Genomic DNA, 24,742 nt, shown 5'->3' with positions numbered 1-24,742 from the left:
AATTAATCCGCCTTTGTTAGGTATAATTCTGCTGACTCTATCGCTTTCCAGAGTGCCGCGGCTTTTTTTAATGACTCATTATATTCATGCTTAGGGTTTGAATCAATGACAATTCCAGCCCCTGCCTGGATATGAGCCATGCCGTCCTGGACAAATACTGTCCTGATCACGATATTTAACTCCATATCTTCCGAATAGCCAATCCAGCCTATCGAACCTGTATAAACCCCTCTTCTAACAGGCTCTAATTCTTCGATAATTTCCATAGTCCTGACTTTTGGCGCTCCAGTTATTGTCCCGCCCGGAAAAACCGCCTCTATAACATCGAAAGAGCTTTTCCCCTCAGAGATTTCGCCTCTGACATTTGATACTATATGCATGACATGGGAGTATTTCTCTATCACCATAAACTCATCAACATGAATGGAGCCATATTTACATACGCGCCCCATATCATTTCTTTCTAAATCAACAAGCATCACATGCTCTGCCCGTTCTTTTTCATTCTCTATCAGTTCTTTGGCCAGCTTCTCGTCCTCTGCCTGATCTGCCCCTCTTGATCTCGTGCCGGCAATCGGTCTTGTACTAATTTCCTTACCTTTTCTTTTCACCAAAAGTTCCGGTGAACCGCATATAATCTGAAACTGGGGTGTGTGGATGTACGCCATGTAAGGTGATGGATTAATCCTTCGTAAATGTCCGTACACTTCAATAGCCGGAACAGGAAGTGCCCTAGACTGCCTGACAGACAAATTAACTTGAAAGATATCACCCTTGGCAATGTACTGGCGCACCTTTTCAACCGCCTCTCTGAACTGCCCTTCTTGTAGAGAAACCTTCAGCAAATCTGCTTCTGCGGCGCCTGCAAATCTTTCATTGGCAACCGGCTTTACGGCAGAGGTCCATTGCCTTTTCATTTCTTCAAGTCTTTTGTCAGCATCCAGACTTTCTTCCTCACATGTGTACATAAACCAGAGCCGGTTTTTTTTATGGTCAAATACTGCAACTTCATCAAACACCAAATAATACATATCCGGTGTGTTAAGGTCATCTTTTGCTAAATTTGGAAGATCCTCAATATAACGGGCATAATCATAGCTGATAAACCCCATGGCCCCGCCTTGAAAGTCGGGAAATTCTTTATTTTGCTCTGCCTCGCGTCCTGCCATCCAATTCTTTAGGGCATCAAGGGGCTTTCCGGCTGCTCTCTCACTCGATCCATCTCGATAAAAGATCTCTGTCATGTGATCTTTTCCTATTAATTCAGCCACATGATCAAGACCAGCCATGCTGAAGGATCCGCCTCTTCCGCTCTCAAGCAAGACATGCCTGTCCCTTCCAGAGGATAATGAAGTATATGCTTCAAAAAACTGATTATAAGAAAATGGTATGTATGTTGCATAAACCTTTCGTTTACCCATTTATTCATCTCCCATTTCAAGCATCCTGTCCGCCAAGTCATTTCATGTCTCAGTAACATTTTTATATTCTCATTAAGTGTAATCATTTCTACCTGAAAATTAAAGAACAAAAGCGGCGGGCAAGTGCCGGGAACTGGAACACAAACTATAAATGCCGTATAGCGAAGTAAATCCAAATGCAATGCCACAGTTAATATAGTCTATTGATTTCCTCTCCCCGCCCCCTGAGGCCAAATAATGAGGCTTTCACAGAGCAATAAAAAAAAGCCCCTAATGGAGCTTTGCTGTTGATGCGGAAATGATTAGCCCAGCCATACGGGCTATTACCCAATTTACTTATTCGAAATTATAAAGAGGTGTGCTTAAATAACGCTCGCCATTGCTCGGAATAATGGCAATGACTTTTTTTCCTTTTCCAAGCTTCTTTGCTGTTTCCAATGCAGCATAAATGGCTGCCCCAGAAGAAATGCCTCCCAGGATGCCTTCTTCTTTTGCCGCCCTGCGAGCATATTCAAATGCCTGATCATTAGTAACAGTGATAACTTCATCATATAGGCTGGTGTTTAAAATATCAGGAACAAACCCTGCTCCAATTCCCTGGATTTTATGAGGTCCTGGTTTTCCACCTGATAAAACAGGTGAATCTGTAGGCTCTACTGCATAAATCTTGATATCCGGGAATTTTTCCCTAAGCACCTCACCGGCACCAGTGATGGTTCCGCCTGTACCTACTGCCGAAATAAAGGCATCCAGCTGTCCGCCAGCTTGTTCAGCAATCTCTTTTCCTGTGGTATTTCTATGAATCTCCGGATTTGCAGCATTTTCAAATTGCTGAGGCATAAAGTATCCGTTTTCCCTGGCAAGTTCACTTGCTTTGCCAATTGCTCCCTTCATGCCATCTGGTCCAGGTGTCAGCACTAACTCAGCACCGTAGGCCCGAAGAAGATTACGGCGCTCAAGGCTCATTGTTTCGGGCATGACTAAAATCGCCCGGTATCCTTTGGCAGCTGCAACCATTGCCAAACCGATGCCGGTATTGCCGCTGGTAGGCTCAATAATCGTATCGCCTTCTTTAAGCTTGCCGCTTTGTTCCGCCGCTTCGATCATGGAAAGTGCAATCCGGTCCTTCACACTGCTTCCAGGATTCATATATTCCAATTTCAAATAAACATCTGCACTGTTTTCATCCGTCATTCTGTTTAGTTTCACTAATGGTGTCTGGCCAATTAAATCAATGATTGAATTTGCAACTCTTGTCATCTTCTCCACTCCTAATACCGACTGTTTTTATTGGTTTTATATAAAATTTACATCCTTCCAATATCAATGTCAATATTTTTGAACTATTCAGATGATTTTGAAGCGGCTAGTTTCATAACAATTTATTCTCTTGTTTACTTTTTATACTGCGTACATTATTTATTTTTACCATAATACCAATCTACCTTCATCTCATTCCAGAAGACCTTGCTTGATATCGGCATATTCAGCTGTTCTAGTGCTATTTGGCGCCTGATTTGCTTTTTAGATTCAGAGAAGCTGAATTGCTCACCTGAAATTTTTTCATGGAGATAGATAACAGCATAGCCATCCTTCAATTTAATTGGCTTACTCCAGCTGTTATTCTTTAATGCTGCAGCGGCCTTTAAATATTCTTTGGGAGCCTGTTCATTATCCGCTGATAAAAATCCCATATCTCCGCCCTGATTGGCTGTAAATTCATCCAGAGACTTCTCCATTGCTAATACAGCAAAAGTTGAACCGCCCTTCAGTTCTTTCCGTATTACGTTAGCCTGATGTTTAGAAGACACGATAATCTGCGAAAGATGATAGGCAGTTGGTATTTTATATAGTTCCTGGTTTTCCTCATAAAACTTCTTTTTTTCTTCTTCAGAAATTTTGACATCCCTTGTGAGCAGCTCCTCCAGCAGTAAATTCGACTTTATCTGCTGCTTCCACTGCTTGGCACTTTTATTGTTCTGTGCAGACGCTCCATACATTGTTTTCGTTACTTTATATTCTCTTTCGACATCATTATCCGTCACTTTTACCTTGTATTTCTCAGCAGCCTGCCGGATCACTTTATCGTCCACAAGATCGCTTAATACTTCTTTTCCATAGCGATCCTCAAGCGCTTTCATCCATACAGCCCGCGAGATCTGGGTATCCCCTACTTTGGCAACCGCCTCATCTCCGCCAAAACCAGCAGTTTTGGCAGAGTCAAGCGGCTTTATAACAAAGACGAGGATTGTCACAACATTCAACAAGATAAGCCCGGCAATTATGGACCACAGCTGTTTATGAGACAACTCTATCCCCCCGTCAGGAATTATTTGACCTGTTCTGCTAGTTCTTCTAATTCTTCTTTAGAAAAATGATATTTTTCATTGCAAAAATGGCATTGCGCCTCGGCTTGGCCGTCTGTATTGATGATATCCCGAATCTCTTCTGCACCCAGGCTGACCAGCGCATTTGAAATCCGCTCCCTTGAGCATTGGCACACAAATTGAACTGGCATGGTTTCAAGGATTTTTAAGTTATCTGCACCAAGAATTTTTTCGAGAATCTGTTCAGGTGAAAGACCTTGCTGTATCAATTTTGAAATAGGCGGAATGTTGTTCAGGCTTTCTTCAATTCGGGAAATGGTCTCTTCCTCTGCTCCCGGCATCAATTGAATGATAAAACCGCCTGATGCTAAAATGCTGTTGTCCGGATTCACCAGAACTCCTACCCCTACAGAAGAGGGAACCTGCTCTGAATTCAATAGATAGTAGGTAAAGTCCTCTCCAAGCTCTCCTGATACCAGCGGAACCTGTCCTGTAAAATGGTCTCTCAGGCCAATATCTTTTACTACAGTCAATAAGCCATCTGTACCAACAGCTCTTCTTACATCCAGCTTTCCTTTTTCATTTAAGTCGAAATGCGTCTGAGGATGTGTCACATATCCTCTCACTTCCCCATCGGCATTGCTGTCAACGAGAATGGCTCCTATAGGGCCTCCGCCTTCAATTTTTACAGTCAGTTTTTCCTCGCCTTTTAACATGGCTCCCATCATGACAGTCGCTGTCATGGCGCGTCCAAGTGCAGCTGAAGCTGTAGGCCAAGTATAATGGCGCCTTTGCGCTTCCCCAATCGTTTCTGTTGTTGAAGCTGCATAAGCGCGGATCTGGCCGTTAAATCCCAACGCCTTAACTAAGTAATCACCCATATTTAATTGCCTCCTTCGTTTATTGCTGTTTAAAATGATCTCTGTTTCTTTTATAAATAAGCTGAAGTCCTTTTAGCGTCAAAAATGGATCGACGATATCTATAACATCTGATTCAGAGGCAATAAGTCCTGCAAGCCCGCCGGTCGCAATAACTGTCGGGGAATTTGGGCTTTGCTCTTTGATTCGTGCTACAATGCCTTCAACTTGTCCTACATATCCAAACAGTATGCCGGCCTGCATGGCAGAAACTGTATTTTTGCCGATAATATCGTCTGGTCTTGCAATTTCAATTCTCGGAAGCTTAGCAGCCTTTGAATAAAGTGCTTCCGTTGAAATACCGATTCCAGGTGCTATGGCACCGCCCATATATTGTTTTTCTTCGTTAATATAACAATAAGTTGTAGCTGTTCCAAAATCCACGATAATCAGCGGGCTGCCATACTCCTGAATTCCTGCCACCGCATTAACGATACGGTCTGCTCCTACCTCACGCGGGTTTTCATACTTTATATCTAAACCTGTCTTCATCCCAGGACCCACTACTATAGGTTTAATCCGGAAATACTTTTTACACATTCTTTCCAGGGCAAACATGATCGGAGGCACGACAGAAGATATAATAATTCCGTCAAATTCCTCAAAAGATAACTCCTCATGTTCCAAAAGGGACTTAATGATCATTCCATATTCATCTTCAGTTTTATGGCGATTGGTTTCGATGCGCCAATGATGTTTTAATGTTTCGTCATCATAGACACCCAAGACCGTATTGGTATTTCCGACATCCAGTACAAAAATCATCGTTATCATCACTCCGGAAAATTATTCTCCAACATCATACCATAGAGTCTTTAGCTGCGCTATTAGTCCACCTTACTGATAGATCCCTGTAACTCAGTTTCCCCTAAATAGAGAAAAGGTATTTCCTCTGAAGGAAATACCTTTTCTTGAAAAATTAAAGTTTCTTTTCATCATCCTCATTCGGGAATGAGAATGGTTTATCCTGAGGATGTCCTTCTTCAATTGGCGGAGTTGGGATTTTATCATCCGTCACTTCATCTATATCGCCATTTGTCCGTTTATCCAAAGGTTTAAGAAGAGCTTCTTTTTCTTCTTTTTTCGGGTTGATTGTAACCTTTACATCATCATCAATGTTTCCATTAAGTGAGCTGTAATCCCGTTTAGGCAGCGTGCCATGATCATATAAATGCTTGATTTGCTCTGCATCTAATGTTTCGATATCAAGCAATGTCTTAGCAATAATATCCAGTTTATCGCGCTTATCTGTGATAATCTGCTTGGCACGGCTATAGGATTCTTTGATGATCCGCTGAATCTCAAGATCAATCTCATAAGCAATGGCATCAGAGTAATTCTGTTCATTATTAAAGTCACGCCCAAGGAAAACCTGTCCCTGTGACTGGCCAAACTGAAGAGGTCCAAGCTTATCGCTCATTCCATACTCAGTCACCATGCTCCTCGCAATGCCAGTCGCACGCTGAAAGTCATTATGGGCCCCTGTACTTACTTCGCCGAATACAACCTCTTCGGCAACACGGCCTCCGAGAAGACCTGTGATTTTATCCAGCAATTCAGGCTTAGTCATGAAGAAGCGGTCTTCCTTAGGAAGCATAACCGCATATCCGCCAGCCTGGCCGCGTGGAACAATCGTAACCTTATGGACAATTTCAGCATCATCCAGGACTAGCCCGATGATTGTATGTCCAGCTTCATGGAAGGCCACGATATTTCTTTCTTTCTTGGAAATGACCCTGCTTTTCTTGGCTGGACCGGCAATAACCCGGTCAGAGGCTTCATCAAGGTCGGACATGTCAATTTTCTTTTTGTTCTGGCGCGCTGCAACCAAAGCAGCTTCATTAAGAAGGTTTTCAAGATCTGCACCGGAGAAACCTGGAGTCCTCTGGGCAATTGCCTTCAAATCAACGTTTTCCTGTAATGGCTTATTGCGGGCATGCACCTTAAGTACCGCTTCCCGTCCTTTTACATCCGGGCGGCCGACTGTGATCTGGCGGTCAAAACGGCCAGGACGCAGCAATGCAGGATCCAGGATGTCTGCACGGTTTGTCGCTGCAATGATGATAATGCCTTCATTGCCGCCAAAGCCGTCCATTTCGACAAGGAGCTGATTCAGTGTCTGCTCGCGCTCATCGTGCCCTCCGCCTAAACCGGCTCCGCGCTGGCGTCCGACTGCATCAATTTCATCAATGAAAATGATACATGGAGAATTCTTTTTAGCGTTTTCAAATAAATCACGTACACGGGATGCACCGACACCAACAAACATTTCCACGAAATCAGAACCGCTTATTGAGAAGAAAGGCACTCCTGCTTCACCAGCAACCGCTCTCGCAAGCAAGGTTTTACCGGTTCCTGGAGGTCCTACTAAAAGTACCCCTTTAGGAATGCGGGCCCCAAGCTCTGCAAATTTACGGGGATCTTTCAGGAATTCGACAACTTCGACAAGTTCCTGTTTTTCTTCGTCAGCTCCTGCAACGTCATTAAAGCGAACTTTCTTTTTATCATCGTTGTACAGCTTCGCTTTGCTTTTCCCAAAGTTCATGACACGGCCTCCGCCGCCCTGAGCCTGATTAAGCAAGAAGAAGAACAGGATGAAGATAATGACAAACGGGATGATGGAAGTAAAGAAGGTAACCCAGCCGCTGGTTTCCTTTGCCGGCAGGACCTCAACCTTTACATCGCTTTTCTTTTCAGCCGCTTCAATGCGCGCCTGATTGTTCTCGCTGTCTGTTACATACGTTTGGAAGTAGGTGTTTTTATCATATCCGTCCAGCTGCCCTTTAACCTGGTATACATACCGTTCGGGCTGCATGGAAAATGATTTAACCTTTCCACTGTCCAAGTACTCAAAAAATTGATTTTGGGTTATATTCTTATTCGGCTCATTGTTATTATTAAAAATGCTTACAATACCAATAATGACCAAAAAGATAAGTAAATAAAATATGGTGTTACGGAAGATCCGATTCATCCCTTGCCTCCTCCCACAGGTAAACAAACTATAGTAAATACTATCATATTAAACAAATGTATTACAATTAATTTACACTGCTGTTTTATTCAGCCAAATTGCAGCACAGCCAAAGGCATGCATTACTTATTTTCGTATATTTCAGGCTTCAGCACCCCGATATACGGTAGGTTGCGATATCTTTCTGCGTAATCAAGACCGTAGCCGACAACAAATTCATCCGGAACGATAAATCCTGTATAATCCGGCTTCAGATCAGCTTTTCGTCCTGTAGGCTTATCCAGAAGAGTAACGATTTTAATGGTTTTTGCTTTTCTGTAACGGAATAATTCCACCAGATAGCTGAGCGTTAAACCGCTATCGATAATATCCTCGATAATAAGGATATCTCTTCCTTCAACAGAAGTGTCCAAATCTTTTATGATTTTGACTTCCCCTGAAGAAACCGTTGAATTCCCATAGCTCGAAACATCCATGAAATCCATTTCCAAATGTGCATCAATCCGCTTTAACAAGTCTGCCATAAAAGGCATGGCTCCTTTTAAAACACCAATGGCAAGCGGAAAGCTTTCGCTATATTCCTTTTCTAGCTGTGCCGCTAACTCTCTGATTTTCCCTTGGATTTCTTCCTCAGTAATTAGCACTTTTTCAATGTCATTTTGCATCGTCATTGTGATTGTTTGCCCCCCAGAAGATCTATGCTTTGTATATTCTAAATAAATTAAAGACATTTCATCAGTTGCACCATCAAACTCCCTGTTCGACTTTTTAAGTCCAGGCAGCCAGATAATTTCCCCCGCTTGATCTGTTACGACCGGCCACGCATTACGTTGTGACATCGGAATCTTTTCGTTAATGAAAATATCCTTCAGCTTTTTTGTGCCTCCTGATCCCTTGACTGCCATCCTGTCTCCATTGCTTCTTGTCCTGGCAATAAGAGGAAGGCGCAGCTTATCGGATTCGAAGATAAAAGAATGGTTTCCAATCGTTTTCGGAATTTCTTCTTCTATATATTGCGCTTTAATTTTATATCCATTCGGAAGAAAAGTATCACCGGGAATTTCCAGAACAACGGAATATTCAGGAGCCTGATTTGAAAAAAAACGAAAAAAGCAAGTGCCATAGGATTTTTCCGCAATCAGCCCTTCCGGAAGATGCAATTCAGCGGATGGGTGAGGATTTGAAAATAAAGCGAAAAGCTGGTCAATATGTAATGCTGAAAGCGATGAAGGTCTCTCTATATAAAGATAGTTTAATATTAGTTGAATCATCCTTCTTTGTAAAGGTTTAGGCACTGTGGAGAACTGCCTTATATCAACTGATGAAAAGTCCTGATTTTGTTCCAGCATTATCGTGCCTAATTTATCCCTGGCCATATCCAGAAGAAACTGTTCATCATCATAAATTTCTTCACTGAGCCGCTGGAAGTGCTCATGGACTTTTGGGTTTTCTCTTTTCAAAAAGGGCAGCATCGAGTGTCTGAAACGATTTCTTGTATAAATGTCCTGTTCGTTGCTCGGATCCACTCTTGGCTCGAGCCCATGACTTCTTGCATATTGCATAATTTCATCCTTAGAAACTGCAAGGAATGGCCTGACAAGCTTTGCTTTTCCAAAAGCTCTTATGACAGGTATGCCTCCCCTGGCCTTGCCTGTTGCTCCCCTAGCCATTCTCATCAGCATGGTTTCAATCTGGTCATCGGCGTGATGGCCTAGAACCAAAAGGTCCAGTTCTTTCCTTCTAATCACTTCATCAAAAAAAGCATACCGTACAGTTCTTGCTGCCAATTCAGTGCTTTCTCCAGTTTTTTGCATACGCACGGGAACATTGATCCTTTTACCCTCAAACGGAATGTTCCATGCTTGGCATATTTTCTTAACAAAGAGAAAATCCTGATAGGATTCTTCACCTCTAATCATATGGTCAATATGAGCTGCCGTTAATTCGATTTCCAGCAGTTCTCTGACAGATTTTAAAAAGTGAAGCAGAACCAATGAATCCGGCCCTCCGGAGATGCCAACCAGCAGTTTCGATTTTTTGGGAATCAGGCGATGCTTGCTGATAGCCCCGAGGATTTTTTTCTCAAACATAATGATCTTCCTTTTCAGACCCCATATATAGTTCAATATGAGCTGGTCCTTATAATACGAGTAAAAAGCAAAATGGTTTCAAAATAAATAAATATTAACTGTGAAAACATCTTTTAACTATATCATAAGAATTGTTCGTAAATATAAAGAACGTATAACAGTGAGACAACAGCAACCAGCAGGCACGTTTCAACAAAGCCGCCTTTCCCTTTTTTGTTAGCTGCCCGTTTTCTTTTCGTCCTGGAGGATGCAGACGGTTTACCGGATGCATTCACTTGTTTCTTTATTGCTGTGCCTGCAGCTTTTTCCCTTTGGCTAAGAATTCCGATCAGGCGGTCCCTCATTTCTGAAGCAGCAGAAAACCTGCCGTGCAAAGCATCTTCTAGAATTGGTTTGAATGGGCGCAATTCTTTTTTTTGCATGATTGCCTCGCTTAGCTGTTTATACCCTTCTCCATTTCTTGAAAAACGTGCAGGATATGCGGAATTGATGAAAATCATGGCCACAGCGAACAAATCATATTTGGGATCTGCTTTCCTCGACCCCAGCCCCCAATACCCGCGGTCAAAAAATTCGGTAAATTCTTTGATCGATCTCCCTTGTTTTGTTGTTCCTCCCACATCCACACAGCGTACTTTGCTCGAAGGAGAAGCTACAATCAGGTTTTCTGGTTTTAAGTCGCCAAACACCCAGCCTTGTTTATGTAAGGATTCTAAACTTGCAAGAAGCTGGAGCATGAGAATGCCGGTCCATGACGGGCCTTTCTTTTGAATGAATTCCAGAAATCCCTCCCCTTTAATATACTCCATAACATAAAAAGAAATCGGCTTTCCGTTCTTCACCCAATCATCCGCCTCCACGAAGGAAGGCCCTAGAGCAGAGCCCTGGGCCTTGGAAAACTCTTTGAGAATATTCATCTCTGAAATAATGGATGCACCGTTATCACTTATCTTTAAAGCAAATAAGGTTTTATTGTTTTCAGCCAGATAAACAATTCCATTAGCCCCATTCCCCAACTCCCTTACCACTTTGTATTGGTTTTTATTCCATTTTCCAGTGATAATGCTCCCGGGCGGTATATTACATTGATTCCTCAAAGTATTGTTCATCATCATGTGATAACAAACCCCTTAATGAACGTTTTTTATTAAAGTAATCCAACGCCTCCGCAATGGCTGGTCCTGTTGGTGTTATCCCTCCAGTTGTAAGCTTAGGGAATATTTTAGTCAGAACTTCTAATTTCGGAGTCCAATCCAGCAATTTTTCGACATCTTTCCTTTTCCCGGGAAATACGAAAACCGAAAACCGATTATCACCCATACGGGCATTCATGCTGAGGGATAGATCCAGAAGAGCATCCTTTACGGTCGGAAGCTTGTGCTTCATACTGGCACTAGTATCGACAAGAATCAGCACATCCAGCTTGCTCGTTTCTCCTAACTCATCGACTACTTCCATCACTTCGCCGCGCTTGTCCGGAGAAAGGTCCTCCATCGTGCTCGACTTCCCTAAGATTTGCTGAAGTTCTTTATTTACTACTCCCTGAATGGTTTGAGTCATTGCCTTTCTGGTCACCATCTGCACAGTTTGGGAAAGCTGCTGTGCATAGACGATTTGACTGACCCCGCCTCCGGAAGAAGCTATAGCTTCTATTTCCTGCAAGCCCTGCTCATTAATCGTATCGTTCTCCATGACTCCTATGACATTTACAGTAATCCCCTGCTCGCGTGCAAGGGCAGCCATAGCAGCGGGGTCTTGTCCCTGGTTCGAACATCCATCGGTAATAAGCAATATCTGGCGTAAAGTTCCTAGTTCCATATGATTCTCCCTTCCTATCCAAATGTGTTACCATCTTCGACGAAAAAGAGAGAATTTATACTTCTATATAAACACCCATAAAGGCGGCACCCTTCTTTTACTGTGCTTTTTTTCTGCGGGGCTGAACCGGAATCGTAGCCCACTTTGGTGTGTTATGCTTAATTTTTGCTGTTACAATCGTCATATCGTCATCAATCATTCCCTTTGCCCGAATCACTTCCTCCAGAATCAAATCAGATATCTCCTGAGGATCATCTGTTTGAAGCTCCTTGATTTTCCTCTTCATCCAGAACTCGAAGTTTTCCACTAGATTAGGGCCTTCAAAAACACCGTCACTCATCATGATCAGGATATCTCCTGCTTTCAGTTCTTCTGTCACCACATCCACATCGAAATCTTGTATAATGCCCATCGGCAAATTACTGGACTCTACCTTAATTAACTTATCACCTCTTTTAATATAGCTGGGAATGGAACAAATTTTTAAGAACCTGGCTTTGGCATCCTGCAGGTCAATCATCGCCAAATCTAATGTAGAAAAAATTTCATCTGTTGTGCGCAGTGATAATACAGAATTGACCGATTTTATGGCGATTTTCTCTTCAATTCCAGATACCAGGAATTTTTGGAGCAGTTTGAGGGTTTCCCTGCTTTCAAAGTGTGCACGTTCACCGTTCCCCATCCCATCACTGATGGCAATCGCATATTTTCCGCAGCCGATTTCCATTGTTGTGAAGCTGTCACCTGATACCAGGCCCCCGCCTTTAGCGGCATGTGCAACACCTGTTTCCACCGTGAATTTCTTGGCTGAACGGAAGGTCACTTCACATTGTCCATCAGGATATTCTGAGCATTCTTCCGTGTGGACAACAATTGTCTCGCCAAGGATGTCTGATAGCATGGGAGCAATCAATTTTTCAGCTTCTCCGCGGCCCTGGCAGTAAGGGATATTCATTTCTATATCTACATTTCCCTGTTCAAGACTATAAATTTCAATATTTCCTACATGGAGCCCAAAATCCTGTATCGCCTCCATTATCAGTTCTTCCTGCTGATGATGGTTCTGGCGCTCCCTTTGAATTTCTTTTGCAAAATCATCCATAACGGCAGATACACCTCGGAGCTGGTCAGCAACCAGTTTCCTGCTTTCATGCACCTGCTTCTTTAATTTCTGGTTTGCCTGGTAATACATCAGTTCTTGCGAAATAGCGGCAATAACCTGAGGGCTTTTGCTGCAGTATTTCCCCCATTCCCTTGCTGTATTCTGCGAGAGCTGGCCTTGGTTTTCGCTTAATTGCAGCATGATATCCTGCATTCCTTCATAGGTGGCATCAAAATTCTTTGTCCAGCATTGATCTTTTTTGAAGCATAGCTGGCACGTTTTTTCCGTCACGTTACTCAGGAAGTAATCCAGTTCCTTTTCATCTTCTTCATGACGGCCCCTTTCATCCATTTGCGTGAAGCTATTGGATAGCGCCTCAAAAACATTAGAAAACTGGGCAACCCGCTGAGCGGTTACATCCCTCACCTTCCTTGCATACTGCTGCTGTTCTGTGGAATGCTCTGCTGTTCCGGGAATATGCCTTGCGATGCCTGCAATAATCGCATAGGGAGTCAGCGTGAACAAAAGAACTGCGATAACAGATTCATATAATGTAACAGTGACATTATTTGTCCCTTCTCCATATAAACCAATCAGGAGAGTGGCAATCAGCAGGCCGAATGATACACCTATTCTTTTGCCATCCTTCAGCAGGCCGCCAAGAAGCCCGGAAAATGCAAGCAGGCTCATCTGATACAGGCTTGCTACACTTGCAAGACTGAATATCAGCCCTGTCACTACACCCACTGTTGAGCCGATGGCTGCGCCCCCTGCCATGCCGAAGAGGAGGACAAGGTACCTGGACAAAACGTGTTCAACAGATAAACCATGAATTTTCCATCCGATTGTACCTGTCATTACGGAGGCAAGCAGGATTATGATGCAGACAATTTCCTCCGTTTTAAATGATTGGGTTTTTTTTCTTACTGCCAGTAAGGGGATCGACTGTATAAAGATAAGGGTCAAAATCATGGCAAGTCCTGCTTCTACTCCTATCATCAGTCCATCATACAGTTGAATGCTGCGGTGTATGATATACTGCTCAGCTATGTTAACGAGCGAAAGGGAAATGAAAACGTATATGGACGTTGTTTTAAATTGTCCTTCCGTTCCCGGATTTTTCATTTTGATCATGAACATCAGCAAAAAGGACGATACTACTAATGTTACGCTATTTGATATGCCGACCGTAGCAGCACCTGCCAGTAATCCAATTAAAGCAAGCGGGGCACGGTCACGCCGCATTAAAAAAACGGCTGCAAAAAATGGAAGGCCAAATGGAGAAAGCTCTGAAAGAATAAGGGCCCGTCCCAGCAAAAAACCTAATATGGCCAAAGATATGCCTTTTTTCAGAAAAAAGTCTTCACTCTTCGCCTGCAGTTTATGGATCCAATTGATGGCCCCCGCCTTTGCTTCGTGTATATTTACATCAGCAATCGGCTCTATCATATTCCGTTCAATCTTTTCCATTTGTAACACTCCCCATTTCTTTTATTGTGTTTCATTATAAGTAAATAGTTTTTAATTTTTTGTCACAATTCTGAGTCCGCGAAAAAGAAATGTTCGACGTGATTCTCCCAGATGATTCATATCTATACATCATTCTGAAAGGAAAGAGCTGATTTCAAAACACCCGTTCCCAGATTTCTGCTTAAAACCAATCTTTTTATCTGATTTTTGCACAAAAAACCTGGAATAAATTGAAAACTATAAAATACCGACAAATTATATTTTTTTATTGACATTTAACCTGCAGGACGGTAAGATATAACTTGTGCTTTTAATAATATTATGGCGGCGTAGCTCAGCTGGCTAGAGCGTACGGTTCATACCCGTGAGGTCGGGGGTTCGATCCCCTCTGCCGCTATCCTTTTTGCGGCCCATTGGTCAAGCGGTTAAGACACCGCCCTTTCACGGCGGTAACACGGGTTCGAATCCCGTATGGGTCATCCTTAAAATATGAAAAGAAATCCCCGCTGTCTTACAGCGGGGATTTCTTTTTGAATCCATTAAAGAAGACTAGCCCATGAGCATGTCTCTATCTATAGGTAAATTATTCGCAGGAAAAATGCCATAATCATATTTTCAGCAGCAGATCAGCTCCGTCTTCCTCCTCTTCCTCCCCGCTTGGTTTCGGTGCTGCGTTTGAGGGAAGTTAAACGGTCTTCACTATCTTTTAAGAAACGAGCCATTTTTTGTTCAAAGTTTTCTTTAGGCACAAAATTTCCTTTTGAACGGAAGTCTTTGGAACGATTGTCATTCCCTCTGCCTTGGCGGGGGCGCGGATTATAGGAAGATTGGCCTTCCGGCTTATCTTTGGCTTTTTTAATGGAAAGTCCTATTTTTCCGTCTTTATCAACATTAATGACCTTAACTTCAACTTGATCGCCGACCTTAAGGTGATCATTGATATCTTTCACGTAATTATCGGCCACTTCGCTGATATGAACAAGCCCAGTAGTTCCTCCAGGTAATTCCACAAACGCTCCAAAATTAGTAATGCCTGTTACTTTACCTTGTAACTTGCTGCCTACTTCGATTGACATAAAAAAAATGCTCCTCCTTAGAAAAGTAAAAAATCAATATACATTATATTATAGCGAACAGAAAAAAACAGTGTCAATATTAGTCACTGTCCTGATTCTTTTTCTTTGGAAGATTAAAAATGATTTCCCCTTTATCAGATAGGAAGTAATCACGTCTTGCCAATTTGGCAATATAATCATCATCATTCAGTTTTACAATCTCTTCACGAAGATCAGATTCCCGGCTTTTGAGAGCCGTAAGCTTTTTATGGACCGCCGCTTTTTCCTGTTCCTTCTTATCTAATGCTGCAGCTTGGGTCAGGAGTGTAGTGATTGCCAGGACCGAAAGGATGGCTGCACAAACTGCATAAAAAGTAAGCCGGCGAATCAATCCTTTTCGCTTTCTCTCCACAGTTTGAACGTTCTTTTCTTGTTGGAAGACATACGGGGTTTCTAACTTAGCCACTTTCTTTTTCCTGAGGCTTCCCATTTTTATTACCACTCCTTATTCCTTTTTATTTCTCCATCGATGTAAAGTCCTAATTATAAACTTCTTTGTCCTGTCAGATAATCCTGTAACTATATTATAAGACTTCCCGACGTTATTTGTAACAAATTTCGGCAAAATATTCCATAATCCTTTCAATATCCATAAAAACGGCTTGAATATTATAAGCAAAATGAATAACACACTTTTGCAAAGCCCTTTTAAAAGTAAATAGACAGCTTTTCCAATTGCAAGGATCAAAAACAGAATGCTGGATAAAATCCATTTAATCGGCGAGATTATAAGTGCCTTAAAGGATTTCCCCGCGAACCGTGCCACTGAAACCACTGCAAAAATGAAAGCTTTGAGACCCCTCATGTACATACCCTTAAATAGACTTTGGTATGCAGCAAACCCGCACAAAAGCGCTAAAAATAAATATAGCCTAAGCTCACCCTCATTAACAGTAAAAAGAACATAAAATATGATAAGAGCCTGAACAATCCAGAAAAGAAAATCATTGATGAAGACTATCCAGCCCTGTCGCCTGGACCTTTTCAGAAAGAGATTGTAAGTATCCAGGGCAGCCCCAAAGCAGCTGCCCATTCCAATCATTGCAATAAGTGTATAGAATTGGGTGGAAAGTGTCATTTGAACAGTTTGCCAAAGAATCCTTTAGCTTTCTCCCCTGATTGCTCATCTAAATAAATCAAATCAAAGATCTTTCCCTTTATTGATACAATTCCCTTATCCACGTCCAGGTTTTTCATCTGCAGGTTTTGGCCCCTTATTGACAGAAAACCCATGGAAGTCTCCAGCAAAAATTCCTCATTATCGAAACTTTCCACATGTTTTACACCAGTAATCTCCAGTAAACGGCGGCCTCTCATAACTACATCATGTTCTGGTATGTTTCCTTTGGAGCTGTTTTGGGCTGGATCTAAATATTGGCTCATTTTCATCCCCCACATTAGCACAGTTTGTTCAAATATATGTGCACCTGCAGGAAATTAGAACAAGCCTCATCAGCCATGATTCAATCCTGGGAGAGGTTTTCCTCTTTTATTACAGTATACATATCCGCAGCATCTTCTTTGCGGGTAGTTTCCTGAATTTTTTCAATCCGGACCGTTACACGCTTTTGGCCAAATTGCACTGCAAGTTCATCGCCCATTTTAACATTGGAGCTGGCTTTTGCCTGCAGCCCATTAATGGATATTCTCCCTTTATCAGCTACTTCTTTTGCCAGTGTACGGCGCTTTATCAATCTTGAAACCTTTAGAAATTTATCCAATCTCATCGACATCTTTCCTCGCTCCTTTTATAGTCCTTTTGATTTCGCTTCATCCCAGTACTTGTCCAGCTCGGCAAGGGAGTAATCGGCGAATTGCTTATTATCGCGCGCCACACATTCTTCTATATATGAAAATCTGCGGTAGAATTTTTGATTTGCTGCATGCACCGCTTCTTCTGCCTGAATGCCATAAAATCTCGTAACGTTTACCAACGCAAAGAAGAGGTCGCCTAGTTCGTCTTTTATACGTTCCCTGTTATTAGCAACATGCAGTTCAGCTTCTACTTCCTGTACTTCTTCTTTAACCTTGTCCCATGCTTCAGAAACCTGATCCCAATCAAATCCGGCATTAGCAGCCCTGCGCTGGTATTCATTTGCTCTGATTAAGTTCGGCAGTGCTTTTCCTATGTCATCAAGCAGGGAATTAGTTTTCGGTGCACTTTCTTTTTCTGCTTCCTTTATATCCTGCCAGTTCGCCAGGACCTCTTCGACTCCATTGACTTCAACATCCCCAAATACATGCGGATGGCGGCGGACCATTTTTGAGGTCACCTCTTCAATCACGTCTTCGATAGAAAACAGGCCTTCATCTTCGCCAATCTGCGCATGAAGCATGACCTGAAGCAGCACATCGCCAAGTTCGCCTATCATTGCTTCGACATCATCCGAGTCAATGGCATCAATGAGCTCATAGACTTCTTCTATCAGGTAGGTTTTCAGGCTTTCATGGGTTTGTTTTTGATCCCATGGACATCCGCCGGGACCTCTGAGCCTGGCAATGATTTGCTTTAGCTTTGAAAACTCACGGAATTTCTTCTCTTCTTCCTTCACTGGAGGTACATATACACTTGTCAGGTTGTTTAACTCCAGATGCCGATCCAGTTCATACAAAACAGTCTTCCTGACTGATTCTTCTTTACTTCCCGCGGCCGTAACGATGAAAACCTCATGATCATCCGGCAATTTCTCCATCAGAGTCAATTTCACATCAGAAGCGACATATGCATCGTATACCTGGCCAATGATCATATGCTGCCCGATATGGATTTGTTCCACTTTTAATGCCGTTCCATCCAGCAGCTGGAACCCTTCAATCGGATCAATTTTAACAGACTGGAAAAGGGCATCCAGAAAACTCTGGCCTCCGGAAACTGTAATCTTGATGCCTTTTTCTTCTCCCTTTTCCAGAAGGAGCTGCACTGTCTTTTCGGCGACCATCGGATGGCCGGGAACCGCATATAATACTGCTTCACTTTTTGCTTTATCAAGCAGTATATCGGAAATTTCCTCATAAACCTCACTGAACCCATCGTGCTTTTCATATACAGCATCAAAGCTTTCAAATGCCATCCCTTCGGATTGCAGTTCACTTATAACAGGATGCTCAATCGTCCTGACATAGCACATTGAAGACTTCTTCAGTAATTTATAAACTCCTAAAGGAAGCTGATCAAGATCCCCCGCGCCTAATCCGATTATTACTATTTCATTTATCATAAAGACGTACTCCTTATTTCAGTTTTTCATGATGGTCCTGCATCACCTTGGCAAGCTTATCACCCATTGGCAGAATTCCCAGTTCTTCTTTATTGAACAGTTTTGCGCGCAGGATATAGGCTATGAATACAGCCCCTCCTATCCCGGCGCCTGCAAGCGCCTGGCACGCTGCGAGAACACGGCTGACCTGCAGGCCTTGAAAAAACAGATGAAATAATCCATTTACAGCCATTAAGCTAGCTGCCATTACTGCCAGACCTGTAAACACAATAAAAAGATGCCTTTTCTCCAATAGCGTGCTTTTAAGCTCTACTTTTAAAACAGCATAAAATAAAAGTGACATGAATGCAAAGGCTGCTACGGAAGCAAGAGCAGCACCGGTAATTCCATAACTCTTTACCAAAAGCAGATTGAACAGCCATTTAAAGGCGATACCAGCAAACACAATCCATACGGTCGCCCCAGTGCGCCCAAGATTTTGCAATACCGAAGCTTCCGCCATTATCAATGAAGTAAACAAGATTGAACAAGCCAGTATTCCTAAAGCGGCTGTTCCTCTTGTGTCGGTAAACAGCATATAATTGGCAGGCTTTATTATGAAAATCAGACCCGCCGATGCAGCTGCCCCGATTGTAACAGCCGACCTGAGAGAAAGATTAATTTTATTATACAATTCTTTTTTGTTTCCCATTTTCACACAGCGGGAAATGAGGGGAACCATAGAAAGTGAAATCGAATTCGAGATAACAGTGCCCAGCTGAATGAGCGGCTGCCCCCGGTCATAGACCCCTTTCCACTCTTTCGCCTCCATTTGCCCCATACCAGATTCCTTCAATAAGGAATAAAGGTGCAGCGAATCAACGAGCTGTACGAGAACCAGAATGAGACTTGTCAGGCAAAAAGAAAACCCCTGAAACAGAAGAGCCTTTGCGATTTTTAAAAAATAGCCCTTTGCAGCTCTTCCTCCCTGAAAAACAGCCCAATCACTGCGGAAAAATACAAAGCCTAAAAGTATTAAAAGGCTGACAAATCCGCCAAGAATCGAAGCGAACACTGCCCCTGTTCCTGCTGCATATAAAGACTTCCCCTGGTGAATGAGAATAAAAGACAGGATCAGAATGCCTGCCACTCTTATAATTTGTTCCAGGACCTGAGAAACGGCAGTGGGAATCATATCATGGCGCCCTTGATAAAATCCTCTAAAAACCGACAAAAAAGGCATAAGCAAAAAGTAGAAGGCTGTCATTCTTAAAAGCCCCGCAAGCCTATGATCATTCATAGAATCCGCTATCCAGTCTGAACCGAAATAAAGCCCGATAAATATCGATGCTCCAATCAGCCCGATTACAGCAAAAGATGTCTGTACAATCTCCTTTGCAGAATAATTATGTTCAGAGCTTTGAGATTCCGCAATCAGCTTAGATATCACGACAGGAAATCCCAATGTTGACAACGCTATCGCAATCCCATAAAAGGGATACACCTGCTGAAATATGTAAAACCCTATATCACCGGCAATATTCTGATAAGGAATACGATACGCCGCACTTAAAACCTTAATAAAAAGGGCAGCTGCGCTTAAAATTAAAGCTCCATGAAAAAAACTCTTAGATGCACCCAAAGGCTGACCAGCCATCCCAGAACCCCACTTCCAACATATGTGGTTGTATTATAACATAATTAGAAAAGCTGCTGTTGTACCCGTGAACCCCATCGTGAGGATCTCTTCTTTCAAGGGGGCAGGGTTTTCCCCTGGCGTCCAATGGCTCTATGTTTTCTCCAAAAAAAGAACAGCCAGAGGCTGTCCTTAGCAGGGGTATATATAAGATTGTCCGTATTATTGCTCCATTTGACGGGCAAGGAAGCTTGCGGCCGTTTCAACAGCTTTATGTTCAACTTCTCCGACTGTGCTCTCTTTAGAGTAGATGACAACTGCACCGATTGGATCTCCATTTGCAACAATAGGAGCAATGGTATAAGACTGTACATCTTCTTCATTGGAATCCGCTAATGTAATTTGGCCTTTTTCAGTGACAAGAATTGAATTGCGCTCATCCATTGTTTTTTCCACTAGTTCACTGACGCTTTTGTTTAAATAATCCTTCTTTGAACCTCCTGCAACCGCTATATATGTATCACGGTCACAGATCAAGATAGGATTGCCCAGGCTATCAAAAAGCGCTTCTGCATATTCTCTCGCAAAATCTCCAAGCTCACTGATAGGAGAATATTTCTTTAAAATAACTTCGCCATCTCTGTCCACAAAGATCTCAAGCGGATCTCCTTCTCTGATGCGAAGGGTTCTGCGAATTTCTTTCGGGATTACAACTCTTCCTAGATCATCAATTCGGCGAACTATACCAGTTGCTTTCATGTTGTGTTGCCTCGCTTTCGTTTAATTGATTTCTGATAATGACCTTTCCTTAATTGGCAGGAATCATTACCTCTGTGAAACTTAGTATTTTTCTAATGGAAAGTTCTATGCACTTTGAAAAAAATTTTCTTTATTTTAAAATATTTTCTCCGAATAGAATACCATCATATCTTTAAATAACAGCAGGAACTGTTATTTTTTTACTGTTTGATCTGCTTTCCTGACATGCTGCAAACCTTTTACAGTCTCAAATAATACATTCAGCCACTTATCCTGTACAGTGCCTTTGGTATGAAGGACTAATTTCATCCGGCTTCCATCCATGCCAAGACCTACCATGCGGCCAAATTTCGAACTTAACTGAAATACCTTCTGGCCATCTATATTGCTGCTTTCTTTTTGTGAAATTAAAATAGTGACATCCTGCTTGGATTGTTTAATGCTTTCAATACCCGCCTGTAAAGCATACACCTTTATTTCTGCAATTAAAAATAAATAGGCTACCTCATCAGGGTATTCACCAAATCGATCCAGCATTTCCTCTTGAAGCTCCTGGAATTCCTCTATGGAAGCGATTCCTCTGAACCTTTTATACATCTCAATCTTCTGGTGTCCATCAGAAATGTATGAATCCGGAATATAAGCATCAATTTCAAGGTCGATTTCGATAGACGCCCGTTCCTCAGCCGGCTTATCATTTTGTTTTGCTTCTACCGCTTCTTTTAGCATCTGAGAATACAAGTCAAAACCTACAGAATCGATGAACCCATGTTGTTCTGCTCCAAGCAGGTTGCCCGCTCCTCTAATGGAAAGGTCCCGCATGGCAATCTTGAAACCAGAACCCAATTCAGTGAATTCCTTAATGGATTGAAGCCTTTTTTCTGCGACCTCTGTCAGCACTTTGTCCTTGCGGTAGGTAAAGAAAGCATAAGCTACCCGGCTTGAGCGTCCTACACGGCCGCGCAGCTGATAAAGCTGTGAAAGGCCCATTCTATCAGCATCATGAACAATGAGGGTGTTAACATTCGGAATATCCACACCAGTTTCTATAATCGTGGTGCTTACCAGCACGTCATATTCTCCATCGAGAAATCCAACCATCACCGATTCAAGTTCCTGTTCAGTCATTTGCCCGTGAGCAAAGGCTACACGTGCTTCCGGCACCAGCATGGAAATTTCTTCTGCTTTTCTTGCTATATCTTCTACCCTGTTGTAAAGGAAGTAAACCTGCCCATCCCGCGCCAATTCCCTTTCTATCGCCTCTCTTACAAGGCCTCCGTTATACTCCATGACATAAGTCTGGATAGGGAACCGGTTCTCAGGCGGAGTCTCAATGACAGATAAGTCCCTGACGCCAAGCATGGACATATGCAGGGTTCTCGGGATTGGGGTGGCTGTTAAGGTCAGTACATCCACGTTTGTTTTCAGTTTTTTGATTTTCTCTTTATGTGTTACACCAAAGCGCTGCTCCTCATCAATGATCAGAAGACCAAGCTCGCGGTATTGAACATCCTTCGAAAGCAGGCGGTGTGTGCCGACTGCTATGTCAACAGTTCCAGCCTTTAGCCCCTTCGTAGTTTCAGTCTGCTGCTTTTTAGTGCGGAAACGGCTCAACAATCCGATAGTAATCGGGTAATCCTGGAATCTTTCCTGGAGGGTTTCAAAATGCTGCTGTGCAAGAATGGTTGTCGGAACTAAAAATGCGACTTGTTTTCCGTCCATAATGGCTTTAAATGCAGCCCGGATGGCAACTTCCGTTTTTCCGTAACCGACATCTCCGCATAGCAGGCGGTCCATTGGCCGTTCACGCTCCATGTCTTTTTTGATTTCAAGTATGGACCTTAGCTGATCATCTGTTTCGTTATAAGGGAAAGCAGTCTCAAACTCCCTCTGTAGATCCCCATCAGGTGAAAATGCATAGCCCTTTGCAGCTTCCCGCTCTGCATAAAGCTTGATTAAATCATCCGCAATATCCTCAACAGAAGACTGCACCTTGCTTTTGACTCTTTTCCAGTCCGAACCGCCAAGTTTATAAAGCTTGGGCTCTTTCCCTTCGGAGCCGACATATTTCTGCACTAAATCTATTTGGTCAACAGGCACATAAAGCTTATCGTTAGCCTGGTAGCGAATATGGAGATAATCCTTATGAACGCCATTGATACTCAAAGTCTCAATACCGAGATATTTTCCGATTCCATGGTTAACGTGAACAACATAATCGCCAGTCTTTAATTCTGAATAACTTTTTATTCTTTCGGCATTGGTAAGTTTTTGCCTTCTTGCCGTTTTCTTCACTTTTGTATTAAAAAGCTCCTGCTCTGTTATGACTGCGTATTTTTGCATAGGCAGTTCAAAGCCTGAATTCAGGCTTCCCTGGAGGATCTGCACCTTCCCCGGAAGGATTTCGCTGCCGCTTTTGAGCTCGGCTGCTTCAATCTCGTAGTCTTCTAGCACCCTGTGCAGTTTCTTGACCCTCTCTTCATCAGGGCCTAAAATAATCACTGCAAATTTCCCTTTTTTCCAGCGGTCGGTTTCCGCTTTAAACACATTCATTTGGCCATGAAAATTTTGCATCTGCTTACAGGTGAAATTAATAATATTCTGGGGATTCGTATGCGGCACATGGCGCAAGAAAAGGGATAAATAAATAAACGGCCGGTCAGAGCCTGCTATAAGCTCCGGCAAGCGGTGGGCCAGTTTGACATCATGGATGATTTGGCCTTCTGCAAGCAGATTGGTGTACCATTCTGCCTCTTCTTTTTCCAGGGAATCGCTTATTTCCTGAATACGGCTGATTTCATCAAGCATCACAATGCCGTCGCTGGGCATATAATCTATCAAACTAGCTGGTTTTTCATAGCCGAGGCTTAAGTATTTTGAGATCTGATCCGTCAGATTTCCTGTTTTAAATTGTTCTAACTCATACCCGATGGTCTGTACCAGCTGTTCCTTTGTCTTTTCATTTTTTATTTTTTTCAGGCTTTTGCTTAAGCCGCTTTCTAGCTTTTCAATAATAGAGTCAATATGTGCGGGCTCTAATAGCGTTTCAGTAACAGGACCAATGGAAACCGCCGGATGCCTCTCAATGGATCGCTGGTCTTCGAGTGAAAAAGTCCGTATGGAATCTATTTCGGTATCAAACAATTCTATCCTGACAGGATTATTTTCAGTAATCGGGTAAATATCAATGATACCGCCCCTGATGCTGAATTCACCTGGAGACGAAACCATTTCCGCCCTTGAATAGCCCATATGAACAAAAGTCTGGAGCGTGTTCTCCACTTCGATGTCTTCGCCAACCTTAAGGTCAAGCTGATACCTTTTCCAAAGCTCCTTAGGAGGAAGCAGTTTCCTTAATCCCGGAATCGGTACGATAATGACTCCTTTTTTGCCATGTGTCCAATGGTTCAGCGCTTCTACACGCTGCGCTCTTAATTCTGGACTTGAAACGCTAAGTTCTGCAGCAATCAGCTCATTTGCCGGATATATAAATAATTCTTCCTCAGAAATAAAGCCGGACAAATCCTCTTGAAGCTTCTGTGCCTGCAAAAGGTTATGTGTGACCACCAGGATAGATTTTTTTGTTTCCGCATAAACTGAAGCAATCAGCACTGATCTGGAAGAACCAGATAATCCAGAAACCAATTGCTCCCTTAACCCCTCATCTATTCCCGTTATTAATGAGCGGACATCCTCGTGTTTGGAAAACAGATTTTGCAATCCTTTCACACTCTGCCCCTCCCCTCTCAATAAATAAAATAATATGTCCCCAGGATTGCTCCCAGGTACGTTCTATAGTTTTAACGCATTTATATACCCATGGTATTTTTCAAAACCTCATAAAGGAAATAAACGAATCCAGCCTGGATGCGTCTTTAATTAGGCTGTGTTCGTAAACTTTGCTGCTACCTGAAC

General features: G+C 42.7%; 19 protein-coding genes, 2 tRNA genes and 1 pseudogene. 2 read left to right on the top strand and 20 right to left on the bottom strand.

What is annotated here, in order from left to right; translation table 11 throughout:
* Positions 1–2: 2 nt before the first annotated feature.
* The 11 genes and pseudogenes from BM126_RS21275 to spoIIE all read right to left on the bottom strand — a co-directional run bounded on the left by BM126_RS21275 (position 3) and on the right by spoIIE (position 14,120).
* Positions 3–1,421 (bottom strand): anthranilate synthase component I family protein, encoded by a 1,419-nt coding sequence (locus BM126_RS21275; RefSeq protein ID WP_090991335.1) that lies wholly within the window; start codon positions 1,419–1,421, stop codon positions 3–5.
* A gap of 336 nt (positions 1,422–1,757) precedes the next feature.
* Positions 1,758–2,681 carry a cysteine synthase A gene (gene cysK / locus BM126_RS21270; protein ID WP_071353004.1) on the bottom strand — a complete coding sequence of 308 codons (924 nt, stop codon included), beginning with the start codon at positions 2,679–2,681 and terminating at the stop codon, positions 1,758–1,760.
* Positions 2,682–2,836: 155 nt separating this feature from the next.
* Positions 2,837–3,730: a peptidyl-prolyl cis-trans isomerase gene (locus tag BM126_RS21265; protein WP_090991334.1), complete on the bottom strand. Its 894-nt coding sequence runs from the start codon at positions 3,728–3,730 to the stop codon at positions 2,837–2,839.
* Between the two features lie 20 nt (positions 3,731–3,750).
* A complete protein-coding gene (gene hslO, locus BM126_RS21260) occupies positions 3,751–4,629 on the bottom strand; it encodes an Hsp33 family molecular chaperone HslO (RefSeq protein ID WP_090991333.1) in 879 nt (292 codons plus the stop codon).
* A gap of 19 nt (positions 4,630–4,648) precedes the next feature.
* Entirely contained in the window at positions 4,649–5,431 is a 783-nt protein-coding gene (locus BM126_RS21255; RefSeq protein ID WP_090991332.1) for a type III pantothenate kinase, read from the bottom strand.
* 154 nt (positions 5,432–5,585) lie between these two features.
* On the bottom strand, positions 5,586–7,640 hold the full coding sequence (gene ftsH / locus BM126_RS21250) for an ATP-dependent zinc metalloprotease FtsH (RefSeq protein ID WP_090991331.1): 2,055 nt from the start codon (positions 7,638–7,640) through the stop codon (positions 5,586–5,588).
* A 122-nt stretch (positions 7,641–7,762) separates the two neighbouring features.
* Entirely contained in the window at positions 7,763–8,305 is a 543-nt protein-coding gene (hpt, locus tag BM126_RS23110) for a hypoxanthine phosphoribosyltransferase (RefSeq protein ID WP_256213215.1), read from the bottom strand.
* A gap of 96 nt (positions 8,306–8,401) precedes the next feature.
* A pseudogene (tilS, locus tag BM126_RS21245) lies at positions 8,402–9,730 on the bottom strand (tRNA lysidine(34) synthetase TilS); the annotation flags it as partial.
* 122 nt (positions 9,731–9,852) lie between these two features.
* On the bottom strand, positions 9,853–10,842 hold the full coding sequence (locus tag BM126_RS21240; RefSeq protein WP_090991344.1) for a protein kinase domain-containing protein: 990 nt from the start codon (positions 10,840–10,842) through the stop codon (positions 9,853–9,855).
* Positions 10,811–11,548 (bottom strand): vWA domain-containing protein, encoded by a 738-nt coding sequence (locus tag BM126_RS21235; RefSeq protein ID WP_071353009.1) that lies wholly within the window; start codon positions 11,546–11,548, stop codon positions 10,811–10,813. The genes BM126_RS21240 and BM126_RS21235 overlap by 32 nt, the downstream gene beginning before the upstream one ends.
* Positions 11,549–11,645: 97 nt before the next feature.
* A complete protein-coding gene (gene spoIIE, locus BM126_RS21230; protein ID WP_090991329.1) occupies positions 11,646–14,120 on the bottom strand; it encodes a stage II sporulation protein E in 2,475 nt (824 codons plus the stop codon).
* Positions 14,121–14,443: 323 nt separating this feature from the next.
* Between spoIIE and BM126_RS21225 the strand changes: the two genes are divergently transcribed.
* Positions 14,444–14,517, top strand: a tRNA-Met gene (locus tag BM126_RS21225).
* A gap of 10 nt (positions 14,518–14,527) precedes the next feature.
* Positions 14,528–14,599, top strand: a tRNA-Glu gene (locus BM126_RS21220).
* 147 nt (positions 14,600–14,746) lie between these two features.
* Here the strand turns inward: BM126_RS21220 and BM126_RS21215 are convergent.
* The 9 genes from BM126_RS21215 to mfd form a co-directional block, all read right to left on the bottom strand.
* Complete coding sequence (locus BM126_RS21215; protein WP_090991328.1) at positions 14,747–15,196, bottom strand: S1 domain-containing RNA-binding protein; 450 nt, start codon at positions 15,194–15,196, stop codon at positions 14,747–14,749.
* A gap of 79 nt (positions 15,197–15,275) precedes the next feature.
* A complete protein-coding gene (locus BM126_RS21210) occupies positions 15,276–15,641 on the bottom strand; it encodes an FtsB family cell division protein (RefSeq protein WP_371261483.1) in 366 nt (121 codons plus the stop codon).
* Between the two features lie 39 nt (positions 15,642–15,680).
* Complete coding sequence (gene yabQ / locus BM126_RS21205; protein WP_371261484.1) at positions 15,681–16,268, bottom strand: spore cortex biosynthesis protein YabQ; 588 nt, start codon at positions 16,266–16,268, stop codon at positions 15,681–15,683.
* A gap of 41 nt (positions 16,269–16,309) precedes the next feature.
* Positions 16,310–16,618 carry a sporulation protein YabP gene (yabP, locus tag BM126_RS21200; RefSeq protein WP_071353014.1) on the bottom strand — a complete coding sequence of 103 codons (309 nt, stop codon included), beginning with the start codon at positions 16,616–16,618 and terminating at the stop codon, positions 16,310–16,312.
* 80 nt (positions 16,619–16,698) lie between these two features.
* On the bottom strand, positions 16,699–16,962 hold the full coding sequence (locus BM126_RS21195; RefSeq protein WP_090991343.1) for an RNA-binding S4 domain-containing protein: 264 nt from the start codon (positions 16,960–16,962) through the stop codon (positions 16,699–16,701).
* A gap of 21 nt (positions 16,963–16,983) precedes the next feature.
* Positions 16,984–18,453: a bifunctional methyltransferase/pyrophosphohydrolase YabN gene (gene mazG / locus BM126_RS21190; RefSeq protein WP_090991325.1), complete on the bottom strand. Its 1,470-nt coding sequence runs from the start codon at positions 18,451–18,453 to the stop codon at positions 16,984–16,986.
* A gap of 13 nt (positions 18,454–18,466) precedes the next feature.
* Positions 18,467–20,089 (bottom strand): putative polysaccharide biosynthesis protein, encoded by a 1,623-nt coding sequence (locus BM126_RS21185; protein ID WP_090991324.1) that lies wholly within the window; start codon positions 20,087–20,089, stop codon positions 18,467–18,469.
* A 201-nt stretch (positions 20,090–20,290) separates the two neighbouring features.
* Positions 20,291–20,827: a stage V sporulation protein T gene (gene spoVT, locus BM126_RS21180; protein ID WP_090991323.1), complete on the bottom strand. Its 537-nt coding sequence runs from the start codon at positions 20,825–20,827 to the stop codon at positions 20,291–20,293.
* A gap of 192 nt (positions 20,828–21,019) precedes the next feature.
* The gene (gene mfd / locus BM126_RS21175; protein ID WP_090991322.1) at positions 21,020–24,556 is read right to left on the bottom strand and encodes a transcription-repair coupling factor; all 3,537 of its coding nucleotides are present in this window, start codon (positions 24,554–24,556) and stop codon (positions 21,020–21,022) included.
* Between the last annotated feature and the right edge of the window lie 186 nt (positions 24,557–24,742).

The organism is Bacillus sp. OV322 (genome assembly GCF_900112495.1).
Classification (GTDB): domain Bacteria; phylum Bacillota; class Bacilli; order Bacillales; family DSM-1321; genus Peribacillus.
Note: the sequence above shows the minus strand (reverse complement) of the source record. Positions and strands in the feature narration are given on the sequence as shown.